General features: G+C 59.1%; 22 protein-coding genes. 19 read left to right on the forward strand and 3 right to left on the reverse strand.

The features are described from left to right. Window positions 1-7 precede the first annotated feature (7 nt). The 4 genes from ACQY5P_RS08770 (at window position 8) to ACQY5P_RS08785 (ending at window position 4,968) form a co-directional block, all read left to right on the forward strand. Window positions 8-967, forward strand: a complete 960-nt coding sequence (locus tag ACQY5P_RS08770; protein ID WP_428410368.1) for an OmpA family protein — start codon at window positions 8-10, stop codon at window positions 965-967. Window positions 968-1,088: 121 nt separating this feature from the next. Beyond that, entirely contained in the window at window positions 1,089-2,351 is a 1,263-nt protein-coding gene (locus tag ACQY5P_RS08775) for a flagellar hook protein FlgE (protein WP_428410369.1), read from the forward strand. A 28-nt stretch (window positions 2,352-2,379) separates the two neighbouring features. Then, window positions 2,380-3,858 (forward strand): flagellar hook-associated protein FlgK, encoded by a 1,479-nt coding sequence (gene flgK / locus ACQY5P_RS08780; RefSeq protein ID WP_428410370.1) that lies wholly within the window; start codon window positions 2,380-2,382, stop codon window positions 3,856-3,858. A gap of 12 nt (window positions 3,859-3,870) precedes the next feature. Beyond that, complete coding sequence (locus ACQY5P_RS08785) at window positions 3,871-4,968, forward strand: hypothetical protein (RefSeq protein WP_428410371.1); 1,098 nt, start codon at window positions 3,871-3,873, stop codon at window positions 4,966-4,968. A gap of 60 nt (window positions 4,969-5,028) precedes the next feature. Here the strand turns inward: ACQY5P_RS08785 and ACQY5P_RS08790 are convergent, their stop codons facing one another. Then, window positions 5,029-5,685, reverse strand: coding sequence for a response regulator transcription factor (locus ACQY5P_RS08790; protein WP_428410372.1), 657 nt, complete (start codon window positions 5,683-5,685; stop codon window positions 5,029-5,031). Between the two features lie 337 nt (window positions 5,686-6,022). On the opposite strand from ACQY5P_RS08790, the gene ACQY5P_RS08795 reads away from it, so the two are divergent. The 8 genes from ACQY5P_RS08795 (at window position 6,023) to ACQY5P_RS08830 (ending at window position 11,528) form a co-directional block, all read left to right on the forward strand. After that, window positions 6,023-7,192 (forward strand): flagellar basal body P-ring protein FlgI, encoded by a 1,170-nt coding sequence (locus ACQY5P_RS08795; RefSeq protein ID WP_428410373.1) that lies wholly within the window; start codon window positions 6,023-6,025, stop codon window positions 7,190-7,192. Next, window positions 7,189-7,527, forward strand: coding sequence for a rod-binding protein (locus ACQY5P_RS08800; protein ID WP_428410374.1), 339 nt, complete (start codon window positions 7,189-7,191; stop codon window positions 7,525-7,527). The genes ACQY5P_RS08795 and ACQY5P_RS08800 overlap by 4 nt, the downstream gene beginning before the upstream one ends. Then, window positions 7,524-8,042: a hypothetical protein gene (locus tag ACQY5P_RS08805; RefSeq protein WP_428410375.1), complete on the forward strand. Its 519-nt coding sequence runs from the start codon at window positions 7,524-7,526 to the stop codon at window positions 8,040-8,042. The genes ACQY5P_RS08800 and ACQY5P_RS08805 overlap by 4 nt, the downstream gene beginning before the upstream one ends. Window positions 8,043-8,163: 121 nt before the next feature. Next, complete coding sequence (locus tag ACQY5P_RS08810; RefSeq protein WP_428410376.1) at window positions 8,164-9,459, forward strand: flagellin; 1,296 nt, start codon at window positions 8,164-8,166, stop codon at window positions 9,457-9,459. Between the two features lie 72 nt (window positions 9,460-9,531). Then, entirely contained in the window at window positions 9,532-9,921 is a 390-nt protein-coding gene (gene flaF, locus ACQY5P_RS08815; protein ID WP_428410377.1) for a flagellar biosynthesis regulator FlaF, read from the forward strand. Window position 9,922: 1 nt separating this feature from the next. After that, window positions 9,923-10,426 carry a flagellar biosynthesis repressor FlbT gene (locus tag ACQY5P_RS08820; protein WP_428410378.1) on the forward strand — a complete coding sequence of 168 codons (504 nt, stop codon included), beginning with the start codon at window positions 9,923-9,925 and terminating at the stop codon, window positions 10,424-10,426. Beyond that, entirely contained in the window at window positions 10,414-10,734 is a 321-nt protein-coding gene (locus tag ACQY5P_RS08825) for a hypothetical protein (protein WP_428410379.1), read from the forward strand. Before ACQY5P_RS08820 ends, ACQY5P_RS08825 begins: the two co-directional genes overlap by 13 nt. Then, window positions 10,731-11,528, forward strand: coding sequence for a DUF1217 domain-containing protein (locus ACQY5P_RS08830; RefSeq protein ID WP_428410380.1), 798 nt, complete (start codon window positions 10,731-10,733; stop codon window positions 11,526-11,528). Before ACQY5P_RS08825 ends, ACQY5P_RS08830 begins: the two co-directional genes overlap by 4 nt. A 1-nt stretch (window position 11,529) precedes the next feature. Here the strand turns inward: ACQY5P_RS08830 and ACQY5P_RS08835 are convergent, their stop codons facing one another. Then, complete coding sequence (locus ACQY5P_RS08835) at window positions 11,530-12,933, reverse strand: FliI/YscN family ATPase (protein WP_428410381.1); 1,404 nt, start codon at window positions 12,931-12,933, stop codon at window positions 11,530-11,532. Window positions 12,934-13,056: 123 nt separating this feature from the next. Here ACQY5P_RS08835 and ACQY5P_RS08840 point away from each other — a divergent pair, with 123 nt between their 5' ends. Genes ACQY5P_RS08840 through flhB form a run of 7 tightly spaced genes read left to right on the forward strand, consistent with a single transcriptional unit; the run spans window position 13,057 to window position 18,443 of the window. Then, window positions 13,057-13,455 (forward strand): flagellar basal body rod protein FlgB, encoded by a 399-nt coding sequence (locus tag ACQY5P_RS08840; RefSeq protein ID WP_428410382.1) that lies wholly within the window; start codon window positions 13,057-13,059, stop codon window positions 13,453-13,455. Window positions 13,456-13,482: 27 nt separating this feature from the next. Continuing rightward, window positions 13,483-13,902 carry a flagellar basal body rod protein FlgC gene (flgC, locus tag ACQY5P_RS08845; RefSeq protein ID WP_428410383.1) on the forward strand — a complete coding sequence of 140 codons (420 nt, stop codon included), beginning with the start codon at window positions 13,483-13,485 and terminating at the stop codon, window positions 13,900-13,902. Window positions 13,903-13,912: 10 nt separating this feature from the next. After that, window positions 13,913-14,218: a flagellar hook-basal body complex protein FliE gene (locus tag ACQY5P_RS08850; RefSeq protein ID WP_428410384.1), complete on the forward strand. Its 306-nt coding sequence runs from the start codon at window positions 13,913-13,915 to the stop codon at window positions 14,216-14,218. A gap of 4 nt (window positions 14,219-14,222) precedes the next feature. After that, window positions 14,223-14,489, forward strand: a complete 267-nt coding sequence (gene fliQ / locus ACQY5P_RS08855) for a flagellar biosynthesis protein FliQ (protein WP_428410385.1) — start codon at window positions 14,223-14,225, stop codon at window positions 14,487-14,489. A gap of 30 nt (window positions 14,490-14,519) precedes the next feature. After that, complete coding sequence (flhA, locus tag ACQY5P_RS08860; RefSeq protein WP_428410386.1) at window positions 14,520-16,580, forward strand: flagellar biosynthesis protein FlhA; 2,061 nt, start codon at window positions 14,520-14,522, stop codon at window positions 16,578-16,580. 12 nt (window positions 16,581-16,592) lie between these two features. Beyond that, window positions 16,593-17,351, forward strand: coding sequence for a flagellar biosynthetic protein FliR (locus tag ACQY5P_RS08865; RefSeq protein ID WP_428410387.1), 759 nt, complete (start codon window positions 16,593-16,595; stop codon window positions 17,349-17,351). 9 nt (window positions 17,352-17,360) lie between these two features. Then, the gene (gene flhB / locus ACQY5P_RS08870; protein WP_428410388.1) at window positions 17,361-18,443 is read left to right on the forward strand and encodes a flagellar biosynthesis protein FlhB; all 1,083 of its coding nucleotides are present in this window, start codon (window positions 17,361-17,363) and stop codon (window positions 18,441-18,443) included. A 64-nt stretch (window positions 18,444-18,507) separates the two neighbouring features. Here the strand turns inward: flhB and ACQY5P_RS08875 are convergent, their stop codons facing one another. After that, window positions 18,508-19,188 carry a flagellar hook assembly protein FlgD gene (locus tag ACQY5P_RS08875; RefSeq protein WP_428410389.1) on the reverse strand — a complete coding sequence of 227 codons (681 nt, stop codon included), beginning with the start codon at window positions 19,186-19,188 and terminating at the stop codon, window positions 18,508-18,510. Window position 19,189: the final 1 nt, after the last annotated feature.

Consider the following 19,189-nt stretch of genomic DNA (forward strand, 5'->3'; position numbering starts at 1 on the left):
TGGCGCGATGGCCAAGGGAAATCAATCCGCCGATGAAGTGAAAATCCGCATCAAACGGAAAATCCATCGCGGCCATGAGGATGAGGCCCATTCCGGCGTGTGGAAGATGGTCTATGCTGACTTTACCACCGCGATGATGGCGTTCTTTCTCGTCCTTTGGCTGGCGACCACCGCCAGCGAATCGCAACGCGATCTCCTCGCGGATTATTTCAATCCGGTCGCCGTTTCGCGCAATAAATCCGGCGCTGACGGCGTTCTTGGCGGTCGGTCGGCCGACGAGAAAGAAGGGGCCTTGCTCGCGCCGGGCGCGCCCGACATCTCCAGCCTGCCGGTCGCCGCACCGCCGGTGCTCGCCGAAATGGGCGACGAAATGCACCCGCCTCATGTAGGCGTTGAAATGAGCCCACAGAAAGATGCAACGCGCTTTTCGGGCTCTGATGGCGATCTTGAAGAGCAGTTAAAGGCGCTTGAGGATCGGCTGCGTCTCGCGATCGCGCTCAAAACCGATGCGCTCGGCCTCGAGGACGTCATTATTATCGAGCGCCGCACCGATGCGGTTTATATCCAGATCGTCGAGGATGTCGCCTTTTCCATGTTCGAAACAGGAAGCGCCAATCTCAAGCCGGAAGCAGAAATCCTGTTCAATATTGTCGGCGCCGTTCTGACCACTATTCCCAATACCATTCGCGTTTTGGGGCATACCGACGCCGCGGGCTTCACTGCGAGCGGAAAGGCGGGAAACTGGGAGCTTTCTTCCAGCCGCGCCAACGCCGCTCGCCGCGTTCTGGAACGCGCCGGCCTGCCCCAGGACCGTATTGAAGCTGTCGAGGGCCGTGCGGACCGCGAGCTCCTTTTCCCCGCTGCGCCTCTTGATGCGCGCAACAGGCGCATCACCATCAGCGTTCACGCCAACGTGTCGCCTTCGAGCGACCTTCTGTTCAAAACAGAACAGCGTGGAAGACGCTAACACAAGGTCATTCGCGCATAGTCGCTACAATTTTAAACTTCATCCCGGTTTAAAGCAGGCTTCTTACGCTTTTCCGGAAGATCGGCGCGGGCGATTTGCGCGCACACTCGGGAGATCATACATGTCGATAGGCAGCGCATTGCAGGCAGGCGTCAGCGGATTGAAAGCGCTCAGCACGCGCCTTGCAACGATTTCAGACAACATCGCGAACTCCTCGACCGTCGGCTACAAGCGCTACGACACGCAGTTTTCATCGCTTGTCATCAATGGCGGCGCGCGCGGCGCGTTCAGCGCCGGCGGCGCCAGCACAGTTGTGCGCGCCGACATCAGCCGTAATGGCGGCATTGTCGGCAGCGACGTCGTCACCGACCTCGCCATCGGCGGCAATGGCTTCTTCACCGTTTCCAGCGCCGCGGCGGGCGGCGATTTCGCCCTCACACGCGCTGGCTCTTTCCGCCCTGACGAAACCGGCGCCTTGCGCAATGCTTCAGGCTTTTATCTGCAGGGTTTCGCGCTTAATCCGGACGGCACCTATGCGAATGGCGCGCCGAGCCTGACTAACTTCACCAGCCTTCAGACTGTCAACATCGGCGCAATCAACGGCACTGCGCGCGCCAGCACGGCCGTCAGCTTCGTCGGCAACGTGCCGCAGAACTCAGCGGGCCCGTTCGAAACCGGCATTCAGTATTATGACGAGTTCGGCGGCGCACAGAACCTGACGCTGAACTGGGTCAACACCGGCCCCAATGTGTGGGATCTCGAAGTTTATGACGGACCGGTCGCAGGTCCGCCGCTCGGCACGCTGACGGGGATCGATTTCAACGCCGGCGTTCCCGGCGCGCCGAACTATGGCGGCGCGGCTGTCGGCGGCGCAGCGGGCGCGCTCAACGCGGCAGCAGGCACGTTCGACGTCACCCTGCCCACGGGCCAGGTCATCAATGTCAGCATTGGCGCTGAGGATACTTTCAACGGCGTCACGCAGTTCGCAGGCGACTATAATCCGGAAACTTTCGCCGACGGCGCCGCGCTTGGCGAACTTGAAGCCATCGACATCAACGAACAGGGCATCATGATCGCCGTCTTCAGCACCGGCGAACGCCGGCCGATCTATGAGATCCCGCTGGCGGATGTGGTCAATCCCGACGGCCTCACGCCTCAGGACGGCAACGTGTTCACGCTGAGCGCGTCCTCTGGCGCGCTGACGCTCAACAGCGCCGGAAACGGGGTGGGCGAAGTTAACGCCGGCGCGCTTGAGGGCGCCAATGTCGACATCGCCACGGAACTGACATCGCTGATCGAAACCCAGCGAGCGTATTCGTCGAACGCCACGGTCGTGCGCACGGCTGACGAAATGCTTGAAGAGGTCACACGCCTCAAACGCTAACCCCTATTGAGAACAGGAACGCCTAGCCATGTCGCTTACCGCCGCGCTCAGTTCCGCCAAGTCCGGCCTCGCCTCAACGCAAAAGCAGATGACGGGGACATCGGACAATATTGCGAACGCTCTGACGCCCGGCTATGTGGCGCGGGAAGCGAGGCTGTCTTCGCTGATCGCCAACGGCGCCGGACTTGGCGTGAGGGCAGACATCGCACGGGGGCCGACAAACTCACTTCTCCTGCGCGATATCCGTTATCAGGCGTCTTTTCTTGCCGGCCTCGATTACAAGTCAAGCGCGCTCGGCGCGATTGCGCAGGCAACCGGCGATCCGAGCGAAGAACGTTCCATCGCCGCGTTATTCTCAAAATTTGAAGCGAGCTTCCAGACGCTGTTCGACAGCCCGGAAAGCCCGGCCGCACAGCGCGCCGTCCTTGACGCCGCGAAGGCGCTGACCAGCGGGTTCCACGACGCTGAAGAGGCCATTCGCGCCGGGCGCGAGGCCGCCGACAAAGCCATCGCCACGGGGGTTTCCGTCGCCAATGACGCGCTTCAGAAAATCGATGCGCTCAATGACAAAATCATGGAGCAACAAGCCGCGGGCGGCGACGTCGCAAACCTTCTGGACGAACGCGATCGCGAAATCGACCGCCTCGCCGAACAGATCGGCATCCGCACCTTCACGCGAGAATCCGGCGAGATCGTCATTACGACGAAAGAAGGCATCACCCTGCTCGACCGCGATGCACGCCAACTCGCCTTTACGCCTGTCGGCGCCGCGCCGCCGGGCGTGACGCTTGGTTTCGGCCTTTCGGGTCTCACCGTAGACGGCGCCGACATCACGCCAACGGGCGGCGGCGCGCAAGCCTCGCTCACCGGCCGCATCGCCGGCGCCTTTCAAATTCGCGACGCCGATCTTGTGGGATATCAGGTTCAACTTGACGAGTTGGCGCGCCGCACGATCGACCTGTTCCAGACAGCGGACGCTTCCGTTCTCGCCGCCGGCCCGCCGGCGACCGGTCTCTTCACCGATGCTGGGCTTTATCATGACCCCCTTGCTCCTGCCGATCCGCTCCCCGGTCTGGCAGGCCGCATCGAGGTCAACGTCCTTGCGGACCCGGCGGCCGGCGGCGAACTCCGGCGCCTTCGCGACGGCCTCCAGGCGCCGCTCGGCCCCACCGGCGACACCGCGCAGATCCAGGCCTTTCTCGACGGCCTCAGCGCACAGCAGACTTTTTCGGCGACGCCCGGCCTGTCTACAGCGTCGACACTAGTTGGTTACGCGACAGAGATCACTTCTGGCCAGCTGCTCGACAACGCCAATATCAAAACGGAAGCGCAGAGCACATCTCTTCTGTTTCAGACGCTTGAGAACCGCCGTATCAGCGAGAACGGCGTCAATGTCGATGAAGAGAGCGAACGGCTGCTCGAGCTTGAACAAGCCTATGCAGCTAACGCCCAGGTGATCAGCACGGTCGCGCGTATGTTCGACGATCTCTTGGCGAATCTCGGCTAGAGGAGGCGCTCCATGTTAAAATCCGTTTCCACTTTCGCTCTCCTGTCCCAGCGCAGCGCCAATCTCCGCGCCCTGGAGGCGGATTTCGCGCGCACCAATGAAGAAGTTTCATCCGGCCGCAAATCAGACGTTGTTTCTGCAATCAGGGAAGATACGCCGGCGCTTATGGGTTTGCGGGCGAAATATGAAGAGAACACTTCTTATCTTCAGTCCGTCAGCACGTTCGAGCGCCGTTCGGAAATCATGGGCGTGGCGTTTTTGAATGTGGAATCCGCGCTTAATGGCATTGTCGAGCACGCCATTGTAAATGTGCCCGATGCGGGCGATTCGATCGGCACGCTCAGCCTTTCGGCGAACGCCGCCATTGAGCAGATCGTCGACGCCTTAAACGCGAATTTCGACGGCCGCTTTCTGTTTTCAGGGGTCAATATCGAGACGGCGCCGCTGCATCGCGCGAATCAGCCAAGCGCCATCTCCGGCCTTTCTCCGAACCAGGTCATCGCCGCCATCCTTGACGGCACAGCCTACGCCCCGGCGCAACCGCCGGCTTTCACCCTTTACACGGCGGCAGAAGCCGCAACCGCCATTACGCGTTTCACCGAGGTCTTCGACGGCGTCAACGCGGGCCTTGGCCCGCCGGTCGACGATTACAGTTTCGAGCGGAGCTTTTACAACGGCGCCATCGGCGGCGCCCTCCCCTCCATCCGCTTCAATGACGGCGCGCCGCTGTCTTATGGCGCCACTGGCGACGACGTTGCATTCCGGAACGCGCTGCAAGGGCTCTATATGCTTGCCAGCGTCGATTTGAACGCCATGGCCGACACGCCGGCCTATGAGCCGTATGTCACGGAAGCGCTGAATCGCCTCACCATGGCGCAAGACGCTTCCCGCGTCATTCACGCCACCCTCGGCGCTGTCCAGAACACAGTGACCGAGCGAAAAACAGCGCTCGAGATTGAAAACATCGTCGCCGTCAATCAGATCAACGCTTATGAGCTGATAGATCCGATCGAGGTGCAGTCGCGCTTTGCTGAAATCGAGAAACAACTCGACGCCGCCTATGCTGCGACCGTGCGCGCTTCCAGGTTGCGCCTGACGAATTACCTCTAAAAGAAGCCGGCGGCGCCTGAAAGACGCCGCCGGCTGACCTACCAACCAATGCGGAAAGATTTAAGCGACTTTCCTCGCTTTTCCGCTGCCGCCAAGACGGCGGACATCCGTTTTTTCCGGCGCATCCATTTTGTAGCCCCGGCAATAAACCGTCTCGATATACTGCTCGCCGTCGGTCGCTTCCGCGAGTTTCTTGCGCAACTTGCAGATATAGACGTCGATGACTTTCTCGAAAGGCTCGCAATCCATGGAGCCGTAAACGGCCTCATATACGGATTCTTTTGGCACGACTCTTCCGAGATTTCGCGAGAGGTAGTTGAAGATAGCATGCTCGCGATGGCTTAACTTGATGCGCTCGCCATCGACTTCGGGATCGCGTCCATCAAGATGCACCGTGAGCTTGCCAAGTTCAAAGGAGGTTTCCGCCCGACCGGTCATGCGGCGCGAGACTGCGTGAACACGCATTTTCAGCTCCGCGGGATTGACCGGCTTGATGAGAAAGTCATCCGCCCCAACGCTGAACGCACGCAGTGCGTTGCTGGTGTTTTTCACGTCCGAAAGCATCAAGATCGGCGTCTGAACACCGCTAAGGCGAAGTTTGTCGACGATGGAAAAGGGATCATCCATATTGCCGACGAGAATGCCGGCGTAATTTTCCAGCTCTTTCTCTCTCAACGTCAGGACTGCTTCTTGGTCATGAAGAACATCGATCTCCATTCGCGCAGTTTTTGCATTTTTTACTAGGACTTCGGAAATGGTTGGATTTGACTCAAAGAGAAACAAACGCATAAAACTCTCCCGTATATGCGTTGCGATATCAGCTAACTCACTGATAGCCCGCCCGATTTTTCCCCCGTATCCTGCCGCTCTCTTGGTGAGCCGCGCCAGAGTGTCCGTAAATTGTTGTGATTTAATCGCGAAAACAGTTTGAATTTTAGCAAGATTACAATTTATATAACTTCAATTTTAGGTAAATTTGATTTTTAAAACCCGCTTAAAAACGCTGCGGCACACCTGACAATAGAAACAAAAACGCCGTCAGCGGGCCGGGTGCATGAAATCGTTTTGTATACGTTCTAATCTTCGCAGCCTTGCGGCAAGGGCGGTCGCCGCTTTCATTATCGCGCTGATGAGCGCTCACCCGTCTTTCGCATCTGCACGCATAAAAGACATCACAAAGATCGAAGGCGTACGCGACAACCAGCTGATCGGCTATGGCCTTGTTGTTGGTCTTCCAGGAACCGGCGACCGTTTGCAAAACGCTCCCTTCACGGAACGCAGTCTTGTCAGCATGCTGGAGCGTCTCGGCGTCGCCATTACCGACGAGGATATGCGCACCCGCAATGCGGCCGCCGTCATCGTCACGGCAAACCTGCCCGGCTTTTCACGCAATGGCGACAGAATAGATGTTTCTGTTTCTGCGCTGGGCGATGCGCGCAGCCTTCGTGGCGGCACGCTCCTCGTCACGCCGCTCACTGGCGCTGACGGCCATGTCTATGCGGTCGCGCAAGGCCCGCTGATTATCAGCGGATATGAGGCGGGCGGCCAAGCGGCGACGACAACGAAAGGCGTTCCTACGGCGGCGCGCATCCCGAATGGCGGCACCGTGGAGCGGGAACTCGCCTTTCCGCTCAACAGTCTCGGTTTTGTGCGGTTCATTCTGAAAAACCCAGACTTCGTCACGGCGCGCCGCATCGCCAACGCCATCAACCAGCAACTCGACGGCCATTTTGCAACTTCCGTCGATCTCGCAACGATCGAAGTGCAAGTGCCGAGCGCCTATCATGGACAGGTGACCGATTTCCTTGCGGAGATTGAAACCATCGAGGTTGAAACCGATGAAGTCGCCCGCGTTGTCGTTGATGAAAATTCCGGCACCATCGTCATCGGCTCCAATGTTCGCATTAGTCAGGTCGCCGTCACGCAAGGCGCCATTACGATCGAGGTGAGCGAGACCCCGCTTGTTTCGCAACCGGCGCCGTTCTCGGGCGGGGGCGGCGGCCGCCGTGGAGGCGGAGGAGGCGCCGAGACCGTCGTCGTGCCGCGCACCAGCGTGAATGTCGAGGAAGGCAATAACGGCTTTCAGGTTCTGGACGCACCAGTCACATTGCAGGATCTTGTAAACGCTCTCAATGCTCTGGGCGTGCCGCCGAGCGATGTCATCGCTATTCTGCAGACGATCAAAACCGCCGGCGCCCTTCATGCGGAACTCATCATCCAATGAGCGCCGTAAATCCCATCGCTTCGGTCAACGCGGCGCAGGAAACGCGCCATTCAAGCGAGGCTTCGCTGGCGGCCGCAAAATTGCGTTCCGGCGCGCCGGCGGACAAAGCGAGCGAAGCTGCTAAAGAATTTGAGTCCGTCTTTTTGTCCCAGCTTTTCGGCATGATGTTTTCCGGCATCAAAACTGACGGATTTTTTGGCGGCGGAACCGGCGAAAAGATGTGGCGCGGTTTTCTCCTAGACCATATCGCAGATGCTTATGCGGAACGCGGGGGCATCGGAATCGCCGATTCCGTTATGGCCCAGATCGTCCAAATGTCGGAGCATGACAAATGACTTATCGCGACGAAGAAAAGCTGAAAAAAAGCGTCGGTTACCGCTTCAAGGAGTTTGAAGCGCTTCATCGCAACGCCGAGCTTCCAGCGCCCGAAGCGGCTGATCGCACTCCACAGCATCACGATCCTTCTTTTTTCCGTATTCTAGAGTCGCTCTCGAATGTATTCGAGCGCGAAGCCGGCGCCTTGCGCGACGGCGATTTCGAAAAATTCAACCGACTGCAAAACGAGAAGCTTTCTGTTATCCGCTCTGTGGAGAAAGGAATTGAAAGCGCAATCCCTTCGCTCAAGGATATGGACAGGAAGAATCTTGAGCGGCGGCTTTCTTCATTTAACGCGGTCATCGATAATAACATGAAAACAATTGACGCCATGCGCAAAGCCGTGAGTTCTGTAAAATCATACGCCATGAAAGCCATTGAAGACCGCCAGTCTGACGGCGTTTACGCTAGAAACGGCGCAGTGCGCGGCCCCGCCCGGTTGTCGGCCAATGCTGGAAATCAGATAAAACTTTAATTTTCATGTCGGCTTAAATCGGCAATGATACTTCCAATCCTGCGGGTCTAGTGAAATTCCTCACCGCCCGCCCGGCGTCAGAAGGCGCTCCTGTAAACCTTAGAGAACAAGGAGCACCACTATGTCTTCTCTTTTGACAAACGCATCCGCCCAAACTGCGCTGCAAACGCTGCGTAACGTTCAGGGCAACCTTCAGGAAACCCAAGACCGTATTTCTACGGGCCTCAAAGTCCGCAGCCCTAAAGACAACCCGGCCTTCTTCCTCGTCGCACAGACTGTGCGCGGCGACTTGACGGTGCTCGAAGGGCTTCGCGACAACTTGACCATCGGTGTCAACGCGGCAAAAACCGCGGGTTCCGGCATCGACGGCATCACGAGCTTCATCAACACCATTCAAAAATCGCTCACCTCTGCCGAGGGCGGCGCGGCGTTGAATGAAATTCAGTTCGCCATCAACGAAGTCGTCGGCCAGATCGAAGGTCAGGTCGAAGGCACGAACTTCAACGGCGTGAACCTCCTGAAGGGCGTCAACACGACCACGGTGACGACGACCGTCATCCGCGAGGCGGGTCAGTTCAAACTGTCCACCTTCACGCTGCAAGCGCAGAACCTCGACAGCCTCGAACTGGCGGGCGACGCCACGGGCGTGGTCTGGACGGGCAGCTCGCAGCAGCAGTTTGACGCTGTCTACCGCGCCTTTAACCCGGGCCTCGGCTTCCGCCTTGACTCGAATGGCGACGGCACTGTTGACCTTTCGAATGGCGGCACGGACGATCTCGGCGTCGGCGCAGGCGGCAACTCGTTCACCTTCTATGGGTCGGACGAAGACGTTGCCTTCCTCGCCAGCATCGGCATCACGGCCACCAACTCCGGCAAGATCGGCCCGGACAACACCAAAGACGTGATCGAGATCACCGACATCACCGCCGGCCCTGCGGCTGGCGCGCCGGATGATATCGAAGCCTCTCTGGCGGCCGGCGCCGGCGCTGCTACGGCCTTCGCCACGCAGCAGGACATCCTGGAACGTGCGGTCTTCAGCGACCAGAACCTCAGAGCGTTCGCGAACGCTTCGGGCTTCCGCGCTGTGGCTCGCCAGATTGAGGTCGCCAACACGAACGCAGCTGCGGGTGTTACGGCGAACGTTCAGGCCGGCTTCGTTGTCGCTGACTCCCTGATTTCGCGGGTGAACCTCGCGCAAACGGTGATCGGCGTCTTCGAATCGACCCTGTCGTCCCGTCAGGACTTCCTCGAAAGCCTGACGGACAGTCTCGAACTCGGCGTTGCGGCGCTGGTCGAGGCTGACCTCGACGAAGAATCGAGCCGCCTGCAGTCCCTGCAGGTTCAGGAGCAGCTGGCTATCCAGTCGCTCCAGATTGCGAACCAGCGTCCTCAAAACATCCTGTCACTCTTCCGTTAAGGACGCACCGTCTGACGCAGGGGCTCGTCCCCTGCGTCAGATACGTCCGACGGAACCAACAAAGGCGTAACCATGAGACCCGCGAGAACCGGCAACGCAGCATACAAGGAAACCATTCGAGAGACCGAAAATCCCCGCTCCATCGAGCGGCGCGTCTTTCTCCAGGTTACGCGAGATCTCGAGGCGATCGAAGAAAATGGCCAGTTGACGCCAGACGCCCAGGAAGCGCTTGAAAAGAATCAAAAGCTTTGGGGCTCACTAATGTTCGACTGCATGGAGCCGGAGAACCCGCTGCCGGACAGCTTGAAAGCCGGCATTATCTCACTCGCCATATTCGTCGACAAACAAACGGGAGAGATTTTCGCCGGAAGGCAGAAAATCAGCTCTCTGATAACGATTAACCGGAACATGATCCGCGGCCTTGCAGGACAAACGCCGGCATCCGCCGCCTCTGGAGGATAAAATGGGCCTTCGCATTCGCCTTCGTCCGCAGGAACGCATCGTCATCAATGGCTGCGTCGTGACCAATGGCGACCGGCGGAACACCATTACGGTTTCGAGTTTCGGGCAGGTTCTGCGCGGCAAGGACATCATCCAGCCGCAGGACGCTGTCACGCCCCTGCAAAAACTCTATTTCGCCATCCAGATGATGCTGATTAACAGCAACACGGACATCGATGCGGAGAAGGACGCCCTTCGTCATGTGAACCGGCTCGGCGCCGTCGCCTTCGTATCGCTCACAACCGATGAAGATCGCGCGCGCCTGTTGACGGCGATGGAGAAAACTCACCAGGGCGACTATTACAAAGCGCTCGCCGAGCTGCGTCCAATCACCGGAGACGATAAAGAAAAACCCAACACCAATGCCTTTCCCGTTGATCTGAGCGAGGCGGACCAGCGGTTCCGCGACGCCGCCAAGGAGCATTTCCGGCGGCTGGATCAGGAGCAACAGGCATGTTCGCAATAGATTCCCTGAATGGTTCGGGGGCGGCGCCCGCCGCCGCTGATATGCTGCGCAAAGCGCGCGAGCCCGAAACGCCAACCGGCGTCATCGACACCACGACCGCGGTGACAGCGCCGGAGAGCGCCTCCAATGAGGGGAGCCCCGGCCTTAGCAATTTCGAGAATGCGATCTCCGTCGACCTCATTCCGGGCAGCAATCGCATCGTGACGACCGTTTCCAACCCGGAGAATGGCGCGGTTTTGTTCCGTATTCCGGCCTGGCTTTCAAATGCGGAAGAGCTCTTCAGCGACCCATCAATGATCTATCTATGATCTCCTCCTATGCTTCATATCTCGCCTATGAGCGCACCTATGAAACGCGCCTGGTCTCGATGGTGAAATCGGGACCGGTTCAGCGCGAGGTAGAATATTTCGCAGAAAATATCGGCAAGATTTCCACGGGCGACGAACTGGTCGCCGATCAGCGGCTTTACCGCTTCGCCATGAAGGCCTTCGATCTCGAGTCCCAAATCTTCGCCAAGGGCCTGATCAAAAAGCTTCTAAAAGAAGGCATAACAGAGCCGCTGGCGCTCGCGAACCGCCTTACCGACAGCAAATTCAAAACCTTCGCCAAGGCATTCGCCTTTGCTGAGGTCGGCGATTACAACGTTAAAAACCCGGATTTCGTGAAGCTGGTCATTGAACGCTACCTGAAAGTCAATCTGGAAGCGCGCGCCGGCGAGGAAAATGTCGCCGTGCAACTTGGGCTTTACTTCGACCGTGCGGCGCCGCGCGTCACTAATTGGTACTCAGTGTTGGCTGACAAGGCGCTGCGCGAGGTCGCTTTGACCGGCCTCGGCTTTCCGCCGGAAGTCAATTCCATGAATGTGGACCGCCTGGTCGAGCGCATGGAAGAGCGTTTCGATATCAAGGATCTGCAGGACGAAGAAAAACGCAGCAAACTGATCAAGCGTTTTACGCTTATGTATGACATCAGGAACGGGATCGGCGGCGCCGCTTCGGATCGCGTCTCCCTGTTCTCGCCTTTGCCTTCCGGCAGCCGCGGCGGCGGCCAGATTATCACGATGGATGCCTCAACCCTCGGCGCCATCAGCCGATTCAGCTGATCTACAGCTCTTCCACTAAGGGCGCTTCGACAACCGCCGTTTCATCTGACGAAGATAGATCGACGTCCATGATCTCGGCTAGCGCCGCAAACGCCTCGTCCGGCAAGATCATCTCATTCCGGCCTTGGCGCAGGAAGTTCTCGATCTCAGGATAAAGCCTGATCGCCGCGTCGACCTTCGCATCGGCGCCCAGCTTATAAAGACCCAGCTGGATGATTTCCTGCTTGTCCTCAAACGTCGAAACCGTATTGCGCGCCATGGAAACAAGCGCCGCGCGCTTTTCATTCTCATAACAATCCGGCGCAAGGCGCGAGATGCTGCCAAGGATATCCATGGCCGGATAGCGCCCGCGCATTGCGATCTTCCGGTCAAGGACAATATGACCGTCAAGAATGCCGCGCACCGCATCGCCAATAGGTTCGTCATGATCGTCGCCATCCACAAGAATGGTCGCCGCCATGGTGATGTCGCCCTGCTGGTTGATGCCGGGCCCGGCCCGCTCCAGAAGATGGGCAAGCTCGGCGAAGACGGAGGGCGGATAGCCTCTGGCGCTTGGCGGCTCGCCCACGGCGAGCCCGATCTCGCGCAAGGCGTGCGCAAATCGCGTGACGCTGTCGATCATGCAGAAGACGTTTCGGCCGCGCTTGCGCTGATCCTCCGCAGCCGCGAGAGTGAGATAAGCCGCCTGGCGGCGCGCCAACGGGGATTCATCCGAGGTCGCGACGATAACAATGGATTTCGCCAGGCCGCTCTCGCCAAGGTCGCGTTGCAGGAATTCCTGAACCTCTCGGCCCCGCTCCCCCACCAGCCCGATGATGTTCACATCCGCAGCGCTCGAGCGCGCAAGCATGGAAAGGAGCGTCGATTTTCCGACGCCGGAGCCGGCGAAGACGCCCATGCGCTGGCCGCGGCAGATCGGGGCGAAAACATCGACGGCCCGCACCCCCGTGGGCAGCGCCGGGCCGACGCGCCGGCGGGCGACCGCCGGCGGCGGCGTGTTCTTCAAAGGGGTGGCGAAAGCGCCTTCCGGCAGAGGGCCGTTATTATCGATGGGCTCGCCCAGAGCGTTGACGACCCGGCCGATCCAGCCGTCGCAAATCCGGACTTGGGATTGGACGCCGCGATACTCCACCACGGAGCCCACCGAGACGCCCTCTGTCCCGCCAAAGGACATCAGGGATGTTGACTCATTGTTAACCGCGACGACCTGGCATTTAAGCTTGGTCCCGTCTTCTCGGAGGACATCGCACATGTCGCCGACGCTGAGACGCCGTTCCAGCCCGCGGGCCTTCATCAGCATGCCCACGGCGGCGGTGATCTCCCCGCGCCAGCTGGCGCCAGCCAGCGCCCTGATCTCGGAAGCGGCTTCGTCAAGCATGCGCGACGGAGAGGAAGGGTTCGCCATGGACGCATCTCTACGCCGCTCCTTTGAATACATTTTTAATCCAATGCTTCAAATCGTTCATTTCATCTGCGTTTAAACTCAGCTTTGTTTGTTACCTCTGCTTGAATAGCGGGACAGGATTTCATGCTTGTAGACGGCGTCGGCCTCTTCAACGTTATCAATCAGCGTATGGACTATCTGCGCGTGCGTCACACGCTCATTGCGCAGAACGTCGCCCATGCGGACACGCCCGGCTATGCCTCAAAGGATCTGAAGCCGTTCAAGGCGATGCTCAACAACAGCGCAGCGGCCCATCAGCTTTCGGCAACCAATGCAGGCCATCTCGCCGCTGCTAAGACGGCGGGAGAATATAGGGAGGACAGGACCTATGAAGGCTGGGAAGTCGCCCCTTCGAACAACTCGGTCCTGCTCGAAGAAGAAATGATCAAGGCGTCAGACAGCGCCAAGGACTACCAGACAGCGGCAAGCGTCATGCGCAAACACATCACCATGCTGCGCGCAGCGCTCAACACCCGCGGGTAAACGAATAGAATTTAGGAGCAAGGCGTTATGGATTCCATTTCTGCTGCCATGAAAATCGCCGCATCCGGCCTCGAGGCTCAAAGCCTGCGCATCCGGATGACAGCCGAGAACATCGCCAACGCCAATTCGACATCCGCCGCGCCGGGAGGGGATCCCTATCAACGTAAAACGGTGGTGTTCGAAAGCAAGTTCGACCGGTCTTTCGGCGCCGAACTTGTCAACATCAAACGCATCGGCGTTGATCCGTCGGAATTTACGATGGTTCACAACCCTTCGCATCCGGGCGCGAATGCGGACGGTTATGTGAAAATGCCGAACGTCAACCCGCTGATCGAGATGACCGACATGCGCGAGGCGAGCCGCAGCTATGACGCCAATCTGAACATCATCGAACAGGCGCGCTCCATGGCGGCGAATACACTCGCGCTGCTTGACCGCAACGGATAAGGGGCTTTTCATGGTTGATCCGGTATCTTCGATAGCAGGCATCGCACAGGCGACGGCGGATAAGACCGGTTCCGTCAAAACCTCTTCGCCTGCGTCTTCGGTGAGTTTCGTCGACACGCTGAAAGCCGCCGCCGCGTCTACAGTCTCCTCGGTCAAGTCGAGCGAAGCAACGGCGATGAGCGCCATGCAGGGCGGGGCCGGCCTGCAGGACGTCGTTCAGGCGACAGTGCGCGCCGAGCTTGCGGTCGAGACGGCCGTTTCGGTCCGCAACAAACTGATCGAATCCTATCAGGAAATTATGAGGATGCCGATCTAGCGCCATGCAGGAAGCTGACGTCATAGAGGTTTTGCGCCAGGCGTTCTGGACAACGCTGGTGATTTGCAGCCCGCCGCTTCTGGCGGGTTCGCTTATCGGCCTAATCATCGCGCTATTTCAGGCGCTGACGCAAATTCAGGAAATGACGCTGACCTTCGTGCCGAAATTCGCGGTGATTTTCATCGTGATCCTTCTGACCCTGCCGCTGAGCTTTCACGCCATGGGTCAATACACCGCCTTTATCGGCGACAAAATCATCAACGGGTATTAGGGGCGCGGCGGCCCAACGGGGACAACAACAATGGAACGGGTCGCCAGACTTTTTGAAGCCGATGCGCATCGCGATGTCTTCTTCGCGCTCGGCGTCGTCGGCATTCTTATTGTTCTGTTCGCGCCGCTTCCGCCGTGGATACTCGATCTCGGGCTGACCTTTTCCCTCGCTCTTTCGGTCCTGATCCTGATGGTGGCTCTGTGGATTGAAAAGCCTCTGAATTTCTCGTCATTCCCGACGATCCTCCTGATCGCGACCATCCTGCGCCTGGCGCTCAACATCGCCTCGACGCGGCTTATCCTGTCTGAGGGCCATACGGGCATCGACGCCGCCGGGGCGGTCATCTACGGCTTTTCGCAACTGATGATCGGCGGCAATTTCGTCATCGGTCTCATTGTTTTCGCAATCCTCATCGTCATCAACTTCATCGTCATTACGAAAGGCGCAACCCGGATCGCCGAGGTCGGCGCGCGCTTCACCCTTGACGCCATTCCCGGCAAGCAGATGGCCATCGACGCCGATCTTTCCGCGGGCCTCATCGACGATATCGAGGCTCGTAAACGCCGCCACGAACTCGAGGACGAAAGCGCTTTCTTCGGCGCGATGGACGGCGCCTCGAAATTCGTGCGCGGCGACGCCATCGCCGGCATGATCATAACTTTTATCAATATCATCGGCGGCATCGTCATCGGCGTCGCCCAGATGTCCCTGCCCATCGGTGAAGCGGCCGCGTCTTACACGACACTCACCATCGGCGACGGTCTCGCCTCGCAAATTCCGGCGCTCATCGTCTCGCTCGCCGCAGGCCTTCTCGTTTCCAAGGGCCGCAACTTCGGCAGCGCCGACCGCGCGGTCCTTTCCCAGCTCGGAGAGTATCCGAAGGCGCTCTACATGGTGGGCGGCTTGATGATCGTGCTCGGCCTCGCGCCCGGTCTTCCCTTTCTTCCCTTTATGGCGCTTGGCGGCGCCCTCGCCGGCGCCGGCTATTACGGCCCGCGCAGGAAAGCTGTGCTCGAACAAAACAAATCATCCGCGCAGGCCACGGGCAAGCCGAAGGAAGAACGCGCCGAAGACAAGCTCAAAATCGAAGATCTTCAGCTTGATGTGGGCTCACGCCTCCTCGCCATGATTTCCGATCCGCAATACAGCCTCGCTGACAAGGTCAAATCCCTGCGCCGCCGCTTTGCCTCGGATTACGGCTTTCTGCTGCCGCCCGTCCGCATCAATGACAATCTTTATGTCAATCCGGAAGAATACAGCATTTCGGTGCAGGACATCGAAGTCGCGACCGGCGTCGTGCGCTCCAACTGCGTCATGGCGATCAATCCGTCAGGCGGCGAGATCGACATGGCGGGCGAGGAAACCACCGATCCGAGTTTTGGCATGAAAGCGCGCTGGATCGACGCCTCCATGGCTGATCAGGCCGAGGAAAAAGGCTATACGGTGGTGGGGCCGGACAGTGTGCTCATCACGCATATATCGGAAACCATCAAAGACAATCTGCCATCGCTTCTCACCTATGGAGCGCTGCAACGGCTCGTGGAAACGCTCGATCCGGAATACCGCAAGCTTTTGAACGACATCACACCCGCGCAGATTTCCCTTGTTGGCATACAGCGCATTCTGCAGGGTCTTCTTGCGGAGCGGGTTTCCATCCGCAACCTGCCGCAGATTCTCGAAGCGATCAGCGAAGCCTGCGGCTGGACGCGCAATGTGACTGTGATTGTGGAGCATGTTCGCACGCGCCTCGGCAAACAGATTTCGAGCGCGGTGATGGGGCCTGACGGCTATATTCCCGTGCTCACAATGACCGCAAAATGGGAAAAGAACTTCCTCGAAAGCCTGCAGGGCAACCCCGGCGAGGAACGCACCTTCGCCATGGCGCCGTCGCTGGTGCAGGAATTCATCGCCACGGCCCGTTCGAAGCTCGCGAAGAACCGTGACGCAGAGATCACGCCGGTGATCCTTTGCTCGGGCGAAGCGCGGCCATTCGTTCGCTCCCTGCTTGAGCGCGCCGCGCCCGACACGCCGATCATCTCCCATAACGAACTGCACGCCAGCGCGCCGATCCGCACTATCGATCAGATATAGGCGGCGTGGGCCATGAGCTATGAAATCTCCATCGAACCGGTCTATGGCTTCATGCTGATCCTCGCCCGCGTCGGCGCCATCATCATGTTGATGCCTGGCATAGGCGAGTCCTGGATACCGGCCCGGGCGCGGCTGCTTCTCGCCCTCGCGGTCAGCGGCGTGCTTTACGCGGGGAAGTCATCAGGGCTGCAATTCGATACAAGCGATTTCGGCGCCTATGCCTCAGCAGTGATCGCCGAAACGGCGACAGGTCTCATCTTCGGCGGGGCTATGCGCCTCTTTCTCGCTGCTCCCGTCATTGCCGGCCAGATCACCAGCCAGCTCACCTCGATTTCCAATATCTTCGTTCCCGCCGGCATGAGCCTAGAGGCTAATTCCGTGTTGGGCGTCTGGTTTTACATGGGCGCGCTGATGTTCATCTTCGTGTCGGGCCTTCATTATTTCATGCTCGATGCGATCTCGAGCAGCTACGCCGTTATAGCCGTCGGAGAGTTGCCGCATCTCGGCGACGCGGCGAAACACATCATCACGGTTTTCGCCGGCGTCTTCATTCTTGGCGTCCAGATGGCGGCGCCTTTCGTTCTATTGAGCCTCGTGTTCAATCTCGGCGTCGGCCTTACAAACAAGATGCTGGCGACGCTGCCGCTCTATTTCGTCGCCATGCCCATGTCGATCCTCGGCGGGCTTTATGTTCTCGCCTTCGCCGTCGCGCCCATGCTCAACGCCTTTCGCGGCGTCTTCGCCGCCTGGCTTGCTGCCCCGTTTCAGTAGGAGCGCCCCATGAGCGACGAAACGGATCAGAGTCAGAAAACCGAGGACCCGAGCGAGAAGAAGCTTCGTGACGCCCGGAAAAAAGGCGATACGCCGACGTCTCGCGAAGTCGCAACAGCGGCCAGCATCGCCTGCGCCGCAGGCCTCATGGCGTTCGGCGCCCCGGGCGTCGCCAATGAATTCCGCATCGCTCTTGGATCGCTGATCTCCAATGTTCACGACATCCGCATCGCCAGCGCCTATCAGAATCTCGGTGCGCTCTGGACCCGGCTCTTCACCATTCTCTTCGTGGCGCTCTGCCCGATCTTCGCCGGTTTCGCCGCTGCTGGCTTCCTGTCCGCTTTCGCCCAGAACGCTGTCGTTTTCGCCACTGAAAGAATCAAACCGCAAGCTAACCGGATCAGTCCGGCAAAGGGATTTAAGCGCATGTTCTCACAGTCGTCCCTTGTAGAGCTCGCCAAAAGCATGGCGAAAGTCACCGTTGTCACCACCGTTGTGGTGATGTTCACCGCGTCGGAAATTTCGGATTTGAGCTCCGCCGCGGCGTATGACATCGCCTCCATGCCGGGCCGTATTCAACGCATCGTCGTGCGGCTCCTCAGCGTCGTCTTTATCACGACCATCGCCATTGCCGTGCTCGACGTCCTGTGGCGGCGCTTTGAATGGCGGCGCAATCTCAAAATGACCAAGCAGGAGGTCAAGGACGAGCACAAGGCGCTCGAGGGCGACCCGCAGATCAAGGCGCGCATCGCCGAGATGCGCCGGTCACGCAAACGCCGGGCGCGCCTCCAGGCAGTGCCGACGGCGACGGTCGTCATCACCAACCCGACCCATTACGCGGTCGCCCTGCGCTATGCGCCGGAGGAATCCGATGCGCCGATCTGCGTCGCCAAGGGACGCAACAAGATCGCGCTCAAGATCCGCGAGATCGCCAAGCGGCATAATGTGCCCGTGGTCGAGAACAAGCCGCTCGCCCGCGGTCTTCACGCAGCGCTTCAGGAAGACCAGCCCATTCCGGAAGAATATTACAAGGCCGTCGCCGAGATCATCAACTTTGTCTATCGCAGCGGCGCACGCAGCATGACGCTGTAAACATCTCCTATAGGAAAAGGCGGCCTCACGGGCCGCCTTTTCTGATTTTCGTCTAACCCGCTCTCTAGAGATCGTGCACCGCGAGCACCGCGCCGGGGCTGATGCTTGCGCCGGAGTTGAGCTGAAGCACGGCGCCGCTTTGGGTGTAGCGCAGTTCTTTCACGATATCCGTGACGATGATATCGCCGCCGCTTTTGGCCTCGTCCTCGCTAATAGCGACGAGTTCGGCGTGGTAGACGCCTGGCAGCGCCGATCCGCCTGTCTCCATCTCGCCGTCCCAGACCAGGCCGTGGCGGCCGATTGTATTCGCTGCATCCAGTTTGGCGACGAGATTGTCATTGGCGTCGAAAATCCGCACTTCCATTTTTTTACCGCCAGGGATCGTAACATCGTAATCGAACGCCGCCACCGTTCCGTCAAAGGCGATTTCTTCGCTCACTGCTTCCACCGGACGGCCAAGGAAATCGATCCCCGCCCGGGCTTCGTTCGCGCGCGTGAGGGCGACGAGATTTTCCAGCGCCGAGGTTTGAGACACGGACTGCTCAAGCTGGCTGAATTGGGCGAGCTGCGCCACGAACTGGGTCGGATCCATGGGGTTGAGCGGATCCTGGTTCTGCAACTGCACCGTCAGCAGATTGAGAAAAGTGTCGTAGTTGTCCGAAATATTCTGCATGCCGAGTTTGGCGGTAGAAGGCCCAGCGCCTTGCGCAGCGCCGGTCTTGGAAATGGGCGAAATCGTTTCCATC

It is taken from the genome of Hyphococcus sp., from assembly GCF_965267305.1.
Classification (GTDB): Bacteria; Pseudomonadota; Alphaproteobacteria; order Caulobacterales; family Parvularculaceae; genus Hyphococcus.

Coding starts and splice junctions, on each gene's coding strand:
- ACQY5P_RS08800 (WP_428410374.1), top strand. CDS start 7,189: ATGAGCGCCGTAAATCCCATCGCTTCGGTCAACGCGGCGCAGGAAACG.
- ACQY5P_RS08830 (WP_428410380.1), top strand. CDS start 10,731: ATGATCTCCTCCTATGCTTCATATCTCGCCTATGAGCGCACCTATGAA.
- flhA (WP_428410386.1), top strand. CDS start 14,520: ATGGAACGGGTCGCCAGACTTTTTGAAGCCGATGCGCATCGCGATGTC.
- ACQY5P_RS08805 (WP_428410375.1), top strand. CDS start 7,524: ATGACTTATCGCGACGAAGAAAAGCTGAAAAAAAGCGTCGGTTACCGC.
- flaF (WP_428410377.1), top strand. CDS start 9,532: ATGAGACCCGCGAGAACCGGCAACGCAGCATACAAGGAAACCATTCGA.
- ACQY5P_RS08850 (WP_428410384.1), top strand. CDS start 13,913: ATGGTTGATCCGGTATCTTCGATAGCAGGCATCGCACAGGCGACGGCG.
- ACQY5P_RS08820 (WP_428410378.1), top strand. CDS start 9,923: ATGGGCCTTCGCATTCGCCTTCGTCCGCAGGAACGCATCGTCATCAAT.
- ACQY5P_RS08810 (WP_428410376.1), top strand. CDS start 8,164: ATGTCTTCTCTTTTGACAAACGCATCCGCCCAAACTGCGCTGCAAACG.
- ACQY5P_RS08840 (WP_428410382.1), top strand. CDS start 13,057: ATGCTTGTAGACGGCGTCGGCCTCTTCAACGTTATCAATCAGCGTATG.
- ACQY5P_RS08775 (WP_428410369.1), top strand. CDS start 1,089: ATGTCGATAGGCAGCGCATTGCAGGCAGGCGTCAGCGGATTGAAAGCG.
- ACQY5P_RS08795 (WP_428410373.1), top strand. CDS start 6,023: ATGAAATCGTTTTGTATACGTTCTAATCTTCGCAGCCTTGCGGCAAGG.
- ACQY5P_RS08875 (WP_428410389.1), bottom strand. CDS start 19,188: ATGGAAACGATTTCGCCCATTTCCAAGACCGGCGCTGCGCAAGGCGCT.
- flhB (WP_428410388.1), top strand. CDS start 17,361: ATGAGCGACGAAACGGATCAGAGTCAGAAAACCGAGGACCCGAGCGAG.
- ACQY5P_RS08790 (WP_428410372.1), bottom strand. CDS start 5,685: ATGGAGATCGATGTTCTTCATGACCAAGAAGCAGTCCTGACGTTGAGA.
- ACQY5P_RS08770 (WP_428410368.1), top strand. CDS start 8: ATGGCCAAGGGAAATCAATCCGCCGATGAAGTGAAAATCCGCATCAAA.
- flgC (WP_428410383.1), top strand. CDS start 13,483: ATGGATTCCATTTCTGCTGCCATGAAAATCGCCGCATCCGGCCTCGAG.
- flgK (WP_428410370.1), top strand. CDS start 2,380: ATGTCGCTTACCGCCGCGCTCAGTTCCGCCAAGTCCGGCCTCGCCTCA.
- ACQY5P_RS08785 (WP_428410371.1), top strand. CDS start 3,871: ATGTTAAAATCCGTTTCCACTTTCGCTCTCCTGTCCCAGCGCAGCGCC.
- ACQY5P_RS08835 (WP_428410381.1), bottom strand. CDS start 12,933: ATGGCGAACCCTTCCTCTCCGTCGCGCATGCTTGACGAAGCCGCTTCC.
- fliQ (WP_428410385.1), top strand. CDS start 14,223: ATGCAGGAAGCTGACGTCATAGAGGTTTTGCGCCAGGCGTTCTGGACA.
- ACQY5P_RS08865 (WP_428410387.1), top strand. CDS start 16,593: ATGAGCTATGAAATCTCCATCGAACCGGTCTATGGCTTCATGCTGATC.
- ACQY5P_RS08825 (WP_428410379.1), top strand. CDS start 10,414: ATGTTCGCAATAGATTCCCTGAATGGTTCGGGGGCGGCGCCCGCCGCC.